The sequence below is a fragment of the Acinetobacter sp. A1-4-2 genome, from assembly GCF_040233925.1.
Lineage (GTDB): Bacteria > Pseudomonadota > Gammaproteobacteria > Pseudomonadales > Moraxellaceae > Acinetobacter.
In genome coordinates, this window is sequence record NZ_CP157981.1 from 2,585,456 (window position 1) to 2,602,442 (window position 16,987).

General features: G+C 40.8%; 13 protein-coding genes. 6 read left to right on the forward strand and 7 right to left on the reverse strand.

Features of this window, described 5'->3' with window-relative positions; translation table 11 throughout:
- Positions 1-6 precede the first annotated feature (6 nt).
- The 6 genes from ABJ384_RS12515 to ABJ384_RS12540 form a co-directional block, all read right to left on the reverse strand.
- Entirely contained in the window at positions 7-717 is a 711-nt protein-coding gene (locus tag ABJ384_RS12515) for a fimbria/pilus periplasmic chaperone (RefSeq protein ID WP_349927686.1), read from the reverse strand.
- A 102-nt stretch (positions 718-819) separates the two neighbouring features.
- Positions 820-1,332, reverse strand: coding sequence for a hypothetical protein (locus tag ABJ384_RS12520; protein WP_086195359.1), 513 nt, complete (start codon positions 1,330-1,332; stop codon positions 820-822).
- Between the two features lie 852 nt (positions 1,333-2,184).
- On the reverse strand, positions 2,185-3,012 hold the full coding sequence (locus ABJ384_RS12525) for a hypothetical protein (RefSeq protein WP_349927688.1): 828 nt from the start codon (positions 3,010-3,012) through the stop codon (positions 2,185-2,187).
- 188 nt (positions 3,013-3,200) lie between these two features.
- Positions 3,201-4,217, reverse strand: coding sequence for a ketol-acid reductoisomerase (gene ilvC, locus ABJ384_RS12530; protein WP_349927690.1), 1,017 nt, complete (start codon positions 4,215-4,217; stop codon positions 3,201-3,203).
- A gap of 109 nt (positions 4,218-4,326) precedes the next feature.
- Positions 4,327-4,818, reverse strand: a complete 492-nt coding sequence (ilvN, locus tag ABJ384_RS12535) for an acetolactate synthase small subunit (protein WP_086195356.1) — start codon at positions 4,816-4,818, stop codon at positions 4,327-4,329.
- Entirely contained in the window at positions 4,815-6,542 is a 1,728-nt protein-coding gene (locus ABJ384_RS12540; RefSeq protein WP_086195355.1) for an acetolactate synthase 3 large subunit, read from the reverse strand. The genes ilvN and ABJ384_RS12540 overlap by 4 nt, the downstream gene beginning before the upstream one ends.
- A gap of 783 nt (positions 6,543-7,325) precedes the next feature.
- On the opposite strand from ABJ384_RS12540, the gene ABJ384_RS12545 reads away from it, so the two are divergent.
- The 4 genes from ABJ384_RS12545 to holA all read left to right on the forward strand — a co-directional run bounded on the left by ABJ384_RS12545 (position 7,326) and on the right by holA (position 12,631).
- A complete protein-coding gene (locus ABJ384_RS12545) occupies positions 7,326-7,649 on the forward strand; it encodes a DUF4124 domain-containing protein (RefSeq protein WP_349927692.1) in 324 nt (107 codons plus the stop codon).
- 625 nt (positions 7,650-8,274) lie between these two features.
- Positions 8,275-10,896, forward strand: coding sequence for a leucine--tRNA ligase (leuS, locus tag ABJ384_RS12550; protein WP_349927694.1), 2,622 nt, complete (start codon positions 8,275-8,277; stop codon positions 10,894-10,896).
- A 182-nt stretch (positions 10,897-11,078) separates the two neighbouring features.
- Positions 11,079-11,615, forward strand: a complete 537-nt coding sequence (gene lptE, locus ABJ384_RS12555) for an LPS assembly lipoprotein LptE (protein WP_349927696.1) — start codon at positions 11,079-11,081, stop codon at positions 11,613-11,615.
- 17 nt (positions 11,616-11,632) lie between these two features.
- Positions 11,633-12,631, forward strand: coding sequence for a DNA polymerase III subunit delta (holA, locus tag ABJ384_RS12560; RefSeq protein ID WP_349927697.1), 999 nt, complete (start codon positions 11,633-11,635; stop codon positions 12,629-12,631).
- Here holA and ABJ384_RS12565 read toward each other — a convergent pair.
- Complete coding sequence (locus ABJ384_RS12565) at positions 12,628-13,077, reverse strand: bacteriohemerythrin (RefSeq protein ID WP_166169211.1); 450 nt, start codon at positions 13,075-13,077, stop codon at positions 12,628-12,630. The genes holA and ABJ384_RS12565 overlap by 4 nt on opposite strands.
- Before the next feature lie 580 nt (positions 13,078-13,657).
- Between ABJ384_RS12565 and ABJ384_RS12570 the strand changes: the two genes are divergently transcribed.
- Positions 13,658-15,001: a MacA family efflux pump subunit gene (locus ABJ384_RS12570; RefSeq protein ID WP_349927698.1), complete on the forward strand. Its 1,344-nt coding sequence runs from the start codon at positions 13,658-13,660 to the stop codon at positions 14,999-15,001.
- 2 nt (positions 15,002-15,003) lie between these two features.
- Entirely contained in the window at positions 15,004-16,986 is a 1,983-nt protein-coding gene (locus tag ABJ384_RS12575; RefSeq protein WP_349927699.1) for a MacB family efflux pump subunit, read from the forward strand.
- Position 16,987: the final 1 nt, after the last annotated feature.

Below are 16,987 nucleotides of genomic sequence, written 5' to 3' on the forward strand. Positions count from 1 at the left end.
AACCCCTCACCCTGACAAATTAAATTCCATTGGCAATTCACTTCTATCTGTTTCAATGATTAATTTATATTTATTGAAATCCCCCAACTCAATCTCACCAAAATTAAATTTTTGTTGCTGATTATTAAGTAAATATTTCATATCTGTAGTGACTGCAACTTCTTTTTTCTTGTCATCCAGAATGGTTATTTTTTTAATTTGAACATGTGTATTGGTATTATTTTTCACATTTAATGAAAGCTGTGATCCATTATATATCGGGTTAAAATTTAGCTTCACTTTTTCTTGTACCCCTACGAATAGTGGGACAGAAATATTAAACAGGAAATTAACTTTTGACTCTTTTACAGTAGGTGCAATTTCATTAAAAATGATTCGCCAAGTTTCTTCTTTTTTTGGGGCTTGCATTTGAGTGAATCCTACCCGAACAATCTGCTTACTATTGGGTTGTAATACAAAGTTTTTAGGATTAATCACTACGGAATTATCAGGCTCTAAAACATCTTCCCCTTCTGCATTTTGTCCCCATTTAACGGCAGAAACTTCAAATATTTTAGCTTGATCAGATTCACTATAATCTAATGTAACGGTAGCACTACGCTGTTTTTTAACATCCGATATATACAGTTGAATAGGCGTAATTTTTAGTCCTGCATAAATTGTCTGTGAACATGCCAACACAATAGAAATAGCGAACATCGAAAATAACTTATTCATTTTCCCCTACCTATTATTTTTTATTTTTAAATTTTGATCTTTTTATAGTGAAGTTGGCATCACTATAAAGTGATACCAACTTTTTTTATTTCTAATTAAAAATTAGAATGAAACAGCAATTCGCAATTCTTCAGTATAAGTACCTACTGGTTTAGATACACCAACTTGTGGACTTACAACAGTAACATCATAAGGCGTCCACCCTCCTGGCGTAAATGGTTGACCTGCTGTTGTCGCATTCAAAGGAATAGTGGTTGTACCATTACGTTTGGTGGTAATTGTAACAGGAATTTCATTAGCACCCATTTTAAGTTTAGAACCATTTGCAGTTGTTAAACCAATCTTAAACTGTGCATTTGCCCCAACACGGAAACTGCCCTGTGCAGTATCGCCACCCACTTTATCTTGTAAAGTCAAAGTAGGAGTAAGTACTTGTAGTTCACAATGCGGTTCAACTTTAAGTTTAATATCAATTTTACCACTACAATCTACATCACAACCTGAAGGTGGTGGTGGAGTTGGTATCCCTCTTGCCAAATCATCTTCTGCATACACGCCTGTTGCACAAACGCCAAGTACTAATGCCGCTAATGCAGCTTGGGTCATTTTATTCATGATTTTCTCCATTTCTTTTTTTAAAAGAATATGTGTGTATAGTTATTTTAACGATTACGATGTAACTCTTTTTATTGTGAGTAAGGTTACGTAACCGTTGACCTATCTTATTATCTTTAATTTTAAAAAATGCAAAAATGTTATTATTCACAATACACAACTTTAATATTTGTTTTTTATTTGTTTTACAACTTTAATTCTATATTTATAATAAGGTTACGATACAAAATAAAATGATACAATTTAGAAATGTTTCCAATTATGTCAAATAAAAAAACAATAAAATAATATTTAAAACACATAAAAAAAACTAAATCACTAATTTTATTATTATTTTTTAAATCATCTCAACTTACACTAGCTTAAAATAAAGTTACATAATTTACAAAAGTTTGTAAATTACAGCTTATTATTTAAAAAATATGTGATTTTATCGATAATTTTACTTTATTTCTCAAACATTAATACTGTTCTTTAGGCACAATAAATTTAATTCCAAATTCCATCAAAAAATAAATTCATTTAGAAAATAACCATTTAAAAAAAATCAAACTTATATAAATTATTTTTATAAAAAAGAGAAGGCGAAAAAATTATTTTTAGTCTTGTTTTTATTTAATACCAATTTTTTCTCAACCGTAATGTATCTTACTTTATTTAATACAACATGTAATATTTTATGGTTATAAAAATTTGACATATAACCATTTAGTAAAAAATATTATTCATATAAATATTTAAGGAATTTATAAGATGAACATTCATCCAATTAAATATTTTCTTTTAATAATAATTAATGCAAACTCAGTTTTTTATTTATATTTTTTAAAAAATTATTTTATAAAATATTTTTCAATTATTTTCTATCCGATTTAATAAGCCATCTTTTACTTGATAGACTTGCCCATAACCGAAATCAATTTGTTGTTTTTCTCCCTGAACAGCTGGAAATCCAGTAATATTTTCTAATTGGGGGGAGCGTTGAAATTGATGGGTTTTAGGGTTATACATCCAGTAGATAAAGCGCTTATCTTCAATTTTCCGTTCATTGGAAGTATCTGAAAGCACGATGTCATAATAGCCATCAAGATTAATATCCATATAGCCAATACTCTTGGGATAAGCAGTAAACCCTGACAAACTTTGAACGACTGTATTGGTCGTTTTATTCCATACATCCACTTGTTTTAAGGCTCTTCCATAAGGCTGTTGGGGATTTTCAAGACCATAAAATTTAAATATGAACAGCGGCTTTTCTACTGCTGTAAATGCAGGCCCAAATTGAATTGAAATACTTTCGTTATTCTTTGCTGTGATCAAAACTGATGACATCTGTCCTGTATTGGCATTTAAATTTCCATTCAACTGATATTGTTCAGATGCTGTTGCCTCCCCCTCTACACTTACCGATTTAAGATTAAGCTGATCTCCTTTTTGCAAACCTTTAAAAGCAATCGTTTTTTGCTCGTTCAAATCATGGAATTTGCCGTGTGGATTCCAGATTCCTGCATACAAATCAAGAAAATAGCGTCCATCATCTGAACGCAACATTCGCTGCATAGAGACCCGAACATTTGTGAAAGATTTGAGGTGATCAATCCTGGTTACAGGCATTGTTTCTGCAAAACTTAAACATGCAAAAGATAAAGTGGTAAGACATAGCAGGATTTGAGTTTTCATTACTCAGCCAAACTTAACAATAAATTATGTCTACTCTATCACACTTAAAATTACATTTGATCTATCCTCAGCCGCTGTGTTTTGTTGCGAATTATTAATAGACTGATCTTCATCAAAAAACTAAAAATACTTTAGACAATAAAAAACCCTTGTATCAACAAGGGTTTTTTAAAGATTAAACTAAAAAATTAGTTCTTCTCTTTGTCAACGATTTTGTTCGCTTGAATCCAAGGCATCATTGCACGTAACTTGTTACCTGTTACTTCGATACTATGAGCAGCATTTTGACGACGACGAGCAGTCATAGATGGGTAGTTCAACGCACCTTCCTGGATGAACATTTTCGCATATTCACCAGATTGGATACGTTTAAGCGCATTACGCATTGCTTCACGAGACTGTTCGTTGATCACTTCAACACCAGTTACGTATTCGCCATATTCAGCATTGTTCGATACTGAATAGTTCATGTCCGCGATACCGCCTTCAAACATCAAGTCAACGATCAATTTAAGTTCGTGTAGACATTCGAAGTAAGCCATTTCAGGCGCATAACCCGCTTCAACCAAAGTTTCGAAGCCCATTTTAACCAGTTCAACAGCACCACCACAAAGAACTGCTTGCTCACCGAAAAGATCAGTTTCAGTTTCTTCACGGAATGAAGTTTCGATAATACCCGTACGACCGCCACCTACGCCTGAAGCGTAAGAAAGTGCTACATTACGCGCGTTACCAGAAGCATCTTGGTGAATCGCGATTAAATCAGGAACACCTGAACCACGTTGGAATTCAGAACGTACAGTGTGACCTGGTGCTTTAGGCGCAATCATGATTACGTCTAAGTCAGCACGTGGTACAACTTGGTTGTAAAGAACAGAGAAACCGTGAGCAAATGCTAGAGTCGCGCCTTGTTTGATATTTGGCTCGATCACGTCACGGTAAAGTTGAGATTGGAACTCATCTGGAGTCAAAATCATGACTAAGTCAGCTTGAGCAACAGCAGCAGGAACTTCTGAAACTTTAAGACCAGCATTTTCAGCTTTTTTCCAAGAAGTCGAACCAGCACGTAAACCTACAGTTACGTCAACGCCAGAGTCTTTAAGGTTAAGCGCATGCGCGTGACCTTGTGAACCATAACCAATGATCGCTACTTTCTTAGATTGGATGATCGATAAGTCTGCGTCTTTATCGTAAAAAATTTGCATTGCTGTCTCCGCTTAAATGCTTATGTTTTCTTTTATCCAGGTCAATGATGTTATTGGTATTCATTGACCTGGATCCTCATCTCCACGATGAGTAGAATGTGTTAAAAAATTAGACTGTTAAAACTTTTTCGCCACGTGCGATGCCCGATACACCTGAACGCACCACTTCAAGAATGGTATTTTCTGCAAGCGCATCAATGAAACCGTCAAGCTTTTCAGTTGTACCGGCAATCTGAATGGTATAAGTCGTCGGGGTCACATCCACAATTTGTGCGCGGAAAATGTCAGCGGTACGCTTGATTTCTGCACGTGCCGATCCAAGTGATTTCACTTTAATCAGCATCAGTTCGCGCTCGATATGCGCACCCTCAGACAAATCAACCACTTTCACCACTTCAACCAGTTTATTCAGCTGTTTGGTGATTTGTTCAATTTTATGATCATCACCATAGGTGGTCAGCGTCAAACGCGACATGGTTGGGTCTTCGGTTGGCGCAACGTTCAAAGTCTCAATGTTATAACCACGTTGAGAGAATAAACCCACCAAACGAGAAAGCGCGCCCGCTTCGTTTTCTACGAGAACAGAGATGATATGTCTCATTGAGTGCGCTCCCCTTTTCCTAACCACATATCTTGCATCGACTGACCCGCAACCAGCATTGGATATACATGCTCGCTACGATCAACCATAACGTTAATAAATACGCATTTATCGTTGATGGCCATGGCTTCTTCAAGCTTGGATTCAAGTTCATCAGCATGGTTAATCTGGATGCCTACGTGACCATAAGCTTCCATCAACTTGGCAAAGTCAGGTAATGATTCAACATAAGAGCTTGAATGACGACCTTCGTAGTTCATATCCTGCCACTGTTTCACCATCCCTAAGGCACGGTTGTTGAGGCAAAGAATTTTCACATTTAGGCCATATTGCTTACATGTTGATAATTCCTGAATACACATCTGAATCGATGCTTCACCGGTAATACATACCACTTGCTGGTCTGGGAATGCCAATTTCGCAGCCATGGCATAAGGCAGGCCTACACCCATGGTTCCCAAACCACCTGAGTTAATCCATTGACGTGGACGCGTGTATTTATAATACAACGCACCAAACATCTGATGCTGACCAACGTCAGAAGTAATAATGGCCTGGCTATTGGTAATTTTATCTAAAGCGGCAACGACTTGTTGTGGCTTCATCGTACCATCAGTTGGTGCTACAACTTTTAAGCCGTGTGCTGCACGCCACTCATCAATTTGTTTCCACCAAGCTGCAATATCTTCAGGGTTCGGTTTTGAAACATTCATTTGTTTCAACTGCACCAGCATCTCTTGAAGTACCGGCTCTACCGCACCCACAATTGGAATGTGCGCCATGATGGTTTTAGAAATGGTTGCCGGGTCAATATCAATATGAATAACCTTGGCATTTGGACAGAATTTTGCCGGATTATTGGTCACGCGGTCATCAAAACGCGCACCTACACACAGGATCAAGTCCGCATTGTGCATGGTCATGTTGGCTTCATAAGTACCATGCATACCCAACATACCGATAAATTGAGGGTCATTGCCCGGGAATGCACCCAAGCCCATCAAAGTATTGGTTACCGGATAGCCCAATAAATGAGCCAATTCAGTCAATAATGCTGAGGCATTACCCTGTACCACACCACCACCAGTGTAAATCACTGGACGTTTCGCACTGATCAATTCGTCAATTGCTTTACGGATCTGGCCTGAATGACCACGATGCGGTGGCTGATAAGAACGCATCTTCACTTTTTCAGGATATTCGTAAGCAAATTTTTCTGCAGGATTAGTGGCATCTTTAGGAATATCGACAACCACAGGACCCGGACGGCCTGAAGAAGCAATATAGAATGCTTTTTTAATAATCGCAGGAATTTCGCTGGCATGACGCACTTGGAAACTGTGTTTTACGATTGGACGAGAAATACCGACCATATCGGTTTCCTGGAACGCATCCTCACCGATAAGATGGCTTGCAACCTGACCAGACAAAATCACCATTGGGATTGAGTCCATATAAGCCGTTGCAATTGGCGTTACGGTATTTGTCGCGCCTGGACCTGATGTGACAAGCACCACACCAGTTTTACCTGTTACACGCGAATAAGCATCAGCCATATGACCGGCAGCCTGTTCATGACGTACAAGGTAATGATTAATTTTGTCTTGTTGAAAGAGCGCATCGTAAATATGCAGTACTGCGCCGCCTGGATATCCAAAAACATGTTCAACGCCTTCGTCCGCCAATGCGCGAACAAGCATTTCACCACCAGATAAAAGTTCCAACGTGATTCACCCTAATCTTTTTTCACGCACAAATGGAGGGCATTTGTGGTGATTCATTCATTCACTGTGTGCTCTGTTATAGCACACAAATTTCATAGTTTTCATAGCAATAAGAAAAAAATCTGACCTGGTCGCTGTTTGAGCAATATGAGGTCTAAAACATGTTGGGATAAACATATTTTGTTGGCTTTGTTCAGCTTCTCGGCTAGAGAAGAAGTCCATTGCTAAAAGGCGCTTATTCGAAGGGTGATCGATCTAAGGCATATAAAACTAAAGCAGCATTTTTGTGGTTTCGAGTATTAAAGTCAAGTTTAAAAATTAGCTTTTTATAGCTTAATTTTAAATTATTCATTTTTTATGCATTAGTTTTGTCTTTAGCAGTGCACACCATAATAAAAAAAAATTAACTTTTTTATATTTTTCAAATAATTAAAAAATATTTTCATAAAAAATAAATATAAAAATTATAATAAAATGGAATGAATATTTATTTTATTAAAAAATGTTTTTATTAATTCAAATGTATTTCTTACACTTTGATTTTGTATCTGGATATATTTTTGTATTCAGATTCACAACACCGTAACGAATCAAGGAGTATCTTTCTAATTAAATGAAGATCAAATAGTACGATTGCCTAATCATTCATTTATCTGCATTTTGGGACAGTTTATCTTTTTTCTCTGCAAAACGATCAAGATCATATAAAATACTGAAGCAATCAGGAGTTCTATTTACCCCACACTCTATCCAACTGATTATGACAATAAGGACTTGATTATTATGGCATCATCTTTCATCAAAATTGCATTCATGGCTGCATGCCTGAGCTTCAGTCTAAGCTCAACCACGAGTTTTGCCAAAGAATATTACAAATGGGTGGATGCCAAAGGGTCTACGCACTACACCACCACCCCACCACCAAAATCGGCAAAAAAGAAAGGTAAAGTGGAGACTTATGGCACGACACATTCTGCTAGTCCTGCGACTCAAGAAAATAATGCTTCGAAAGAGGCCAAGAATACTGTTCAAGAAAATAAGCCAGTTAATCCTACAATTCCTGTAATTCCAGAAGGCAGCATTCCTGCAACACCTAAAGTCCAATAATATTATATTGTGCCCAGGAGTGATTACGAACCGGTAATCACTCTAGATAATCTAAAAAACTATAAAGATGAAAAGAGCGATAACAAAACCCTATATTCACCTTAGAAAAAGGGTCGCAAATGCTTAAGCCTTATTCGCTGTAATGAATAGATGAGTACTTCTGCTTGTTGATGCTGCGAATAATATTGCCCCCTCATATTATTTTTCCCCATCCAGGCATGCTGAAGATTTTTATAAAGGATTGGATACCAAGGATTCAACGCATACTGGCAAAGCATCTCCGCCGAAACATGCATAGAGACCAGACTTATATCAACCTTTCAACACAAAACTGAACAAGCTGAAAAAGTAGTAGCATTGTCCAGACAACATATAAGAAAGATCCTTATGCAAGCATGTTTGGTGCGATCACATAACAAGAAATCCACGCATCAATAAAAGCAGCTTATTTATAAAACAAAGAGAAACTTGCGAATTCAAAAACATTAGATCATTAAATGATATGTTTAAAAGTTCCATTTCTGGTGCTCAGGAAGATAAAATCCTGATTTGAAAACTGACATTGCATCGCATTTTGCGCTATGCTGTGGGCTAAATTTTTTAACCGTTCTCTTGTATTACGTATATGACTACTCACATTGACTCTGAATACCAAGCCAGTGCGATTGAGCCTCAAGTCCAACAGGATTGGGAATCTCGCAAAGCCTTTAAAGTTGCCGACACTGTAGAAGGTCCACGTCGTTATATCCTCTCGATGTTCCCTTACCCAAGTGGCAAACTGCATATGGGTCATGTGCGTAACTATACGATTGGTGACGTAATCAGCCGTTTCCACCGTCTAAAAGGTGAAACCGTGCTGCAACCTATGGGTTGGGATGCATTCGGTCTACCTGCTGAAAACGCGGCGATTGCCCATCAGGTTGCACCTGCAAAATGGACCTTTGAAAATATCGATTACATGCGTAATCAGTTGAAAAAACTCGGTCTGTCGATTGACTGGGATCGCGAATTTGCAACATGTACACCAGAATACTACCGCTGGGAACAATGGTTATTCGTTCAGCTGTATAAAAAAGGTCTGATCTACCGTAAGCTTTCAACCGTCAACTGGGATCCTGTCGACCAGACTGTTTTGGCAAACGAACAGGTTGAAAATGGCCGCGGCTGGCGTTCAGGTGCATTGGTTGAAAAACGCGATATTCCAATGTACTACTTCCGCATCACAGACTATGCACAAGAATTACTTGACGATTTAGAAACTTTAAAAGACGGTTGGCCACAACAAGTTTTAACCATGCAACGTAACTGGATCGGTCGCTCACAAGGGATGGAAATCACCTTCCCTTCAGCGAATCCAGACGTTTATGCAGATGGTTTAACGGTATTTACCACACGTGCGGACACGTTAATGGGTGTGACTTATGTTGCTGTTGCAGCAGAACACCCGATGGCGCTGAAAGCGGCTGAAACTAACCCTCAACTTCAAGCATTCATTGAAGAATGCCGTATGGGTTCTGTGGCAGAGGCCGATCTTGCCACTGTCGAGAAAAAAGGCATGGCAACAGGGCTATCTGTTAAACACCCGGTTACAGGTGAAGAAGTTCCGGTTTGGATCGCAAACTATGTATTGATGTCTTACGGTTCAGGTGCGGTGATGGCAGTTCCATCACATGATGAACGTGACTTCGAATTTGCCAACAAATATGGCTTAACCATCAAGCAAGTGATTGATGCTAAAGGCGCAGATGATGCTGACTTTGATGCAACTCAATGGCAAGAATGGTACGGTTCTAAAGAAGGAAAACTGGTTAATTCAGGCGAATTTGACGGTTTAGATTTCCAAGGCGCATTTGATGCTTTCCTTGCTAAACTTGAGCCACAAGGTCTTGCCAACGTTAAAGTTCAATTCCGTCTACGTGACTGGGGTGTGTCTCGTCAGCGTTATTGGGGTTGTCCAATTCCAATGATCAACTGCGACACTTGTGGTCAAGTGCCCGTACCTGAAGATCAACTTCCGGTGGTTCTTCCAACTGACGTGGTTCCAGATGGTTCAGGGAATCCACTGAACAAAATGCCTGAGTTCTACGAAACCAAGTGTCCTTGCTGTGGTGGCGACGCACGTCGTGAAACAGATACATTGGATACATTCGTAGAGTCATCTTGGTATTATGCACGTTATGCATCTCCAGACTTTACGGGCGGTATGGTGAAACCTGAAGCGGGTCAAACCTGGCTTCCTGTAAATCAATACATCGGTGGTGTTGAACACGCGATTTTGCACTTGCTCTATGCACGCTTCTTCCACAAATTGATGCGTGATGAAGGTGTGGTACAAGGCAACGAACCGTTCACCAACTTGTTAACACAAGGTATGGTACTGGCTGATACTTACTACCGTGAAGCAGAATCAGGCAAGAAAACCTGGTTTAACCCTGCGGATATCAAGCTGGAAAAAGACGAAAAAGGTCGTGTGCTGTCTGCAAAATACACAGGCGACGGTCAAGAAGTCGTGGTTGGCGGTCAGGAAAAAATGTCGAAATCGAAAAACAACGGTATCGACCCGCAAGCGATTATTGACCAATACGGCGCAGATACTGCACGTGTGTTCATGATGTTTGCTGCTCCACCAGATCAATCACTTGAATGGTCGGATGCAGGTGTCGAAGGTGCAAACCGCTTCTTGAAACGTGTATGGCGTTTGGCAACAGGTTTCCTTGAGCAAGGTAACAATGCTTCAAACATCGACAAAGTGGCGCTTTCTACGGCTGCACAAGACTTACGCCGTAAAACGCATGAAACCATCCAGAAAGTGGGTGATGACATTGAACGTCGTCATGCCTTCAACACTGCCATTGCAGCGATGATGGAATTGTTAAATGCGAACAACAAGTTCGAAGCGAAAGATGACAACGATGTTGCTGTTGCTCGTGAATCCATCACCACACTTCTGACTTTATTGGCTCCATTTGCGCCACACTTAAGCCAGACTTTATTGGCTCAGTTTGGTATTGAATTAACAACTGCTGCGTTCCCTGCTGTAGATAAATCTGCATTAACACGTAATACGCAAACGATCGTGGTTCAAATCAACGGTAAACTTCGTGGCAAGCTCGAAGTGTCTGTGGATGCATCTAAAGATGACATCTTGGCACAAGCCAAAGCATTGCCTGAAGTACAACAATTCTTGACCGGTCCAACCAAGAAAGAAATTGTGGTGCCGAATAAGTTAGTGAACTTGGTGGTTTAAGAATCCCTCCAAACCTCCCTTTGAAAAAGGGAGGCTTTCCCTTCTTTATCAAAGAGTGGTTAGGGGAGATTTCACAATTCCCAAACAAAGCCCGTTGTCAATCAACGGGCTTTGCACATACAATCACTACATATTTTTCGATCTTCCTTTTTTGCTTTGAAGAACAATACAGAGGACAACGCATGCATTTGGGCAAACGTTTAGCAGCAATTGTTTTAACTTGTGGTCTAAGTGCAGGCTTAGTGGGCTGTGGCTTTCATTTAAAAGGGACCAACCCGACAACTGCTCCTGTGGCTTATTCTAAAATGAAATTGGCACTGCCGGATAATGCAGGACAATTGCATGAAAAACTTGCAATTTATTTGGGTGCAACAGGTATTCAGCTGAGCAATAGTCCCGATGCTTATGTGTTGCGTATACTGGATTACACCCCACAGCGTCATGAATTGAATGGCAAACTGGTGGAAACCCTATTGCGCTTAACCGTGACTTTCCGTATTGAAGATGCACAAGGTAATCCGGTTACTGAACCGCGTGCCATCATAGCTTCACGCAGCTATCAATATGATGTGGCTACGGTAAACACGGATGATCAGGAACAGAAGTACCTCAATCAAGTGATTGTTGATGATGTGGCACAGCAAATTGTGCGTCAGATTTCATCCAACCGTTTACCCAAAGTCGTGACCAAACCAGCGGCTTCTACGACCCAACCTTAACTATAGAAAATCGCGCTATGAAACTTGACTATCCCCAAGCACTCAAACGTGTTGATGAAGCTCGCGGTGCCTGGATTATGTATGGTCAGGAACCTCTGCTCGAACAAAATTTACTTGATGCTTTCCGGCAGAGTTGGCAAAAACAGGAAATTGAACGTCAGCGTTATGATATTGGCAATGTCAGTGACTGGAAAAATGTCTTTAATGCTTTAAACAGCCTGTCCTTGTTTTCCACACAACTGGCTGTTGAAGTACATGGCAATATCAAGCCCGATGCCAATGGCATCAAGCAACTGAAAAGCTATATCCAGCATAATGAACAAAACCTGCTATTGGTGGTAATGCCGAAACAGGACAGCAGCAGCCTAAAATCCAGTTTTTTTCAGGTGGTGGATGCCAATGGCGTGACAGTGTCACTTGCGGCCAATTATCCGCAAGATCGGCAACGGATTTTAAGTATTGAGGCCGAAAAGCTGGGCATTAAACTAGCCCCTGATGCTTGGGCCTGGCTGGAACAGCACCACGAGCACAATCTGCTGGCTGCAAAAAACAGTCTCATGCGCGTCAGCGATACTTTTGCCGATGTGGAGATCATCCAGATTGAGCATTTGTATTCATGTCTACAAGATCAGTCGCGCTACACCACTTATGATTTAAATGATGCCCTGCTTGCAGCCAATCTGGCTCAGGCAATTAAAATTTTCCAGTATTTAATTGCCTCGGGTGAACCGATGAGCCTGATCTTGTGGAGCATCAGCAAAGAAATGCGTTTACTGATGCAACTTTTTGAACAGCCACACAATGCCTTACAGTTGGGCATCTGGAAAAATAAAGTTAGCCAATATCAACAAGCCTTAAGACGGCTCAATCCGAACTGTTTCCTGACTTGGCCATCCCTGTTGTTACGCATTGATGCTTCAATAAAAGGTTTAGGCAAAGAAAACCCCGAACATCTGGTTCTGCAAGCCATTAGCAGCATGTGTGGTCAAACCTTATTTTTATCGCCAAGTGCCTAACTAAAGAAACGTGAAAACCAGCTTTTGCCTTTTTTCTCTTCTTGTTTACGTAGATAGCTCAACATATTGTCTCGCACTGCATCAACATAATCCTGATCATCATGCTGAATATGGTTGATCAGCCACTTGGACAGCAGACGATACAAGTCTTTTTCAATCGATTCACCTTTTTCAAATTTCAGGCGGTAATCATTCAGACGTTTTACAAATAAGTCATGGATACCACGATGTGATGGTAAGTATTGATAACTGACTTGTTCCAGCAAATTTTCTTCAAAGCTAAAATGCGACTGGGTGTAGTCAATTAAATCCTCCAAAACCTCTTTAATTTTATCGCGCTGCCCCGTGTTTTTCACCTGCTCCAAAGCATTAATATAATCCAAGATCTGACGATGCTGATTATCAATCACATCAATCCCAATATTATAGGTTTCATTCCATTCCATCACTTACCTCTTACAAATTTTAATATTAAAGTTATGATCTTTTTCGCATAATTATGGGGATTAATGCTCTTATTATTAAACCCATAATTATTTTATGGATTTAATACTACAAACTTTTTTTATTTAAATCTAGAGATAAAACAAAGATTTTTTAAATTATGTCTACCAGTTGGAAACTCAGGAGAGTGAAGGTAAAAAAGAAATCAACATCTCCAGCACGAAAAAGCTATTTAAATAAAAATCATTAAATAAATCCATTATCATTCGACTAAAATCCAATGCATCTTGATACCACGGATTCAGTGAACGACATTCCACTTTTTCAGCAGCATTTTGAAAAACTCAAGCATCAGGCTGAAAACCATCTTTTAGAAAATTGATGGAATCGAAATTTAATAAAATTTCTCTCCTCTATTCATTCATGCTAAAAGTTTTGTTAAAAAGGAATCAACTCTCTGTTTAGTAAATTTTCAAGAGAACTTCAAAAGGAAAATAATTCTCATTTGTTTTTAAAAAGTTCACGTTTTATCCTTATTTAGCTTTTATAATTGCTGCAATTTTCCTCATTTATCAGCTCACTATGCCAAAAATAAAACCGTCTAAAATAGTTGTCGCCATAGTCAGTATTGTTGTTATTGCAGTCACCGTCTGGTTCTTTTTAAAACCAAAAGAACAAACGCCGCAATACATTAGCAGTGAAGTCACGCGTGGCGATATTGAAGACTCTGTACTTGCAACCGGTGTACTTGAAGCCACCAAAATGGTCAGCGTCGGGGCGCAGGTTTCAGGTCAGGTGAAAAAAATGTATGTGCAATTGGGTGACCAGGTCAAACAAGGTCAATTAATTGCGCAAATTGATTCGATCCGTCAGGAAAATGACCTAAAAACGGCTGAAGCAAGCATTAAAAACCAGCAGGCTCAACTGGCAGTCAAACAGGCAAACTTGGCGAAAGTCCAAGCTGAATATCAACGCCAGCAAGCCATGTATGCACAAGATGCAACTTCTCGTGCAGAACTTGAGGCTGCATTGGCCAGCTATAAAACTGCCCAAGCGGAAATTTTGGCCATTAATGCCCAGATTGAACAGTCACGCTTAACCCTGGCAACAGCCAAAGAAGATTTGGGCTATACCCGGATTGTTGCACCTATGGATGGCACCATCGTGGCCATTGTGACTGAAGAAGGTCAAACCGTTAACGCCAATCAAAGCGCACCGACCATTGTCAAACTGGCCAAGCTCGACAACATGACGATTAAAGCTGAAATTTCTGAAGCTGATGTGATGAAAGTTGAAGAAGGTCAAACCGTGTATTTCACCACCTTGGGCAATAGCGACAAAAAACATTATGCCAAACTACGCCAGGTAGAACCGGCACCGAACTCTATCAATACAGAAAGCAATAACTCATCCACTTCGTCTTCAAACACGGCTGTGTATTACAACGCCTTATTTGATGTACCCAATGAAGATGGCAAACTGCGTATTGATATGACTGCGCAAGTGTATATAGTCTTGGCTGAAGCAAAAAATGTATTGACTGTCCCTGCAGCAGCTTTGCAAAGTTCAAATCGCCCTCAAGGCAAACGTGCTGATCGTAATGCGGATCAGGCAAAACAACAAAATCCGACTGATCATGATCAAGCTAAAACTGACAGTCCCAAACGCTTGCAACTGTCTGCGGAAGAAAAATCACTGATTGAACAAGGCAAAGCCTCCATGTCGATGGTCCGTGTAGTTCAGGCAGATGGTACGGCCAAACCGCAACCTGTCTTGGTCGGCTTGAATAATCGGGTAACAGCACAAATCATCAAAGGTCTAAAACAGGGTGACCAAGTCGTGATTGCAGATGCTTCCGATACATCAAATGATGCTGCCAAACGCAGTAACCGTGTAGGTGGTGGTGCCGGTCCAGTGAGAATGTAATCATGAGTCAAGATCAACAGCCTTTGCTCAAGGTCACAGATCTGACTCGTGAATTCCCCGCTGGGGAAAGCACCATTCAGATTCTAAAGGGCATTAATTTAGAGATTTATCACGGAGAACTGGTCGCCATTGTCGGACAGTCCGGTTCGGGAAAATCCACCCTGATGAATATTTTGGGATGTCTGGATCAACCAACCTCAGGTAGCTATCAGGTCAAAGGGCGTGAAACACGTCAATTGGAAGCAGATGAACTGGCACAATTGCGCCGGGAATATTTCGGTTTTATTTTCCAGCGTTATCACCTGTTGGGCGATTTAAGCGCGGCAGCTAACGTAGAAGTTCCGGCCATTTATGCAGGTGTCGATGCCTCTGCGCGTCAGCAACGTTCAACCGAACTGCTCTCGAACCTGGGATTGGCTGAAAAGACCCAAAACCGCCCCAGTCAGCTTTCCGGTGGCCAGCAGCAGCGTGTTTCCATCGCACGTGCCTTGATGAACGGCGGTGACGTGATTCTGGCCGATGAACCGACCGGTGCACTGGATAAAAATAGTGGTATTGAGGTGATGCGTATTTTGCGCGAGCTGAATGCCAAAGGTCATACCATCATCCTCGTTACCCACGATCATAACGTCGCCAAAAATGCCTCGCGTATTATTGAAATTAGTGACGGTAACATTATTTCAGATAAACCGAATGTACCTGAAGTTGCCACAGATGAAGTTTTAGAAAAACAGACCTTAGAACAAACCACACAGAAAAAAACATCTTCTTGGCGCTCTGCGGCAGACCGGCTAGGCGAAGCTTTCCACATGGCCTTACTGGCCATGAACGCCCACCGTATGCGGACCTTCCTGACCATGCTCGGGATCATTATCGGGATTGCATCGGTGGTATCTGTAGTCGCACTGGGCAATGGTTCACAAAAAAAGATTCTGGAAAATATCAGTAGCCTCGGCACCAATACCATTACCGTCTATCAAGGCCGTGGATTTGGGGATAACTCCAAAACTTCCCAGGCTAAAACCCTGGTTCCTGCCGATGCTGATGCCTTGGCCGAACAGCCCTATGTCGATGGGGTCAGTCCTTCAGTTAATAGCAGCGTCACTGCCCGTTTTAAAGATACCGAAGCTTCTGCCACAGTGAATGGTGTCAGTGAAGACTTCTTTTATGTAAAAGGTATGAACTTTGCCTCAGGACAGCCTTTTGACAAAGAAGGTGTCACTGAACGCGCCCAAGACGTAGTGATTGATGACAATACCAAAAAGACGTTTTTTAGTGATGGTACCGACCCTGTCGGTCAGGTCATTCTGTTGGGCAGTGTGCCAAGTCGTATTATTGGTGTGGTTGAAGCACAAAAATCAATGATGGGGAATTCAGACAGTCTGAATGTGTACCTGCCCTACTCCACCGTGATGAGCCGCATGTTAGGTCAGGCCAATGTGCGTAGCATCATCGTCCGGGTCAAAGATGAATACCCGAGTGCAGCAGCTGAAAATGCCATTTTAAATTTATTGGTACAACGTCACGGCGCACAGGATGTTTTTACCCAGAATGCAGACAGTATCCGTGAAACCATTCAGCAAACCACCCAGACCATGACTCTACTGGTTTCTGCAATTGCGGTGATTTCCCTGATTGTCGGCGGGATTGGGGTGATGAACATCATGCTGGTTTCGGTGACCGAACGAACTCAGGAAATTGGGGTGCGTATGGCTGTGGGTGCACGTCAAAGTGACATCTTGCAGCAGTTCCTGATTGAGGCGGTACTGGTCTGTATTTTAGGCGGAATCTTGGGGGTGCTTTTATCTTTAGGCATCGGACAGTTGTTTAGCCATTTTGCTGGCGGTACCTTCCAGATGGCCTATTCCACCACTTCGATTCTTGCAGCCTTTGTCTGTTCCAGCATGATCGGAATTATCTTCGGCTTTATCCCTGCCCGTAATGCCGCACAGCTCAATCCTGTCGATGCACTTTCTCGCGAATAAG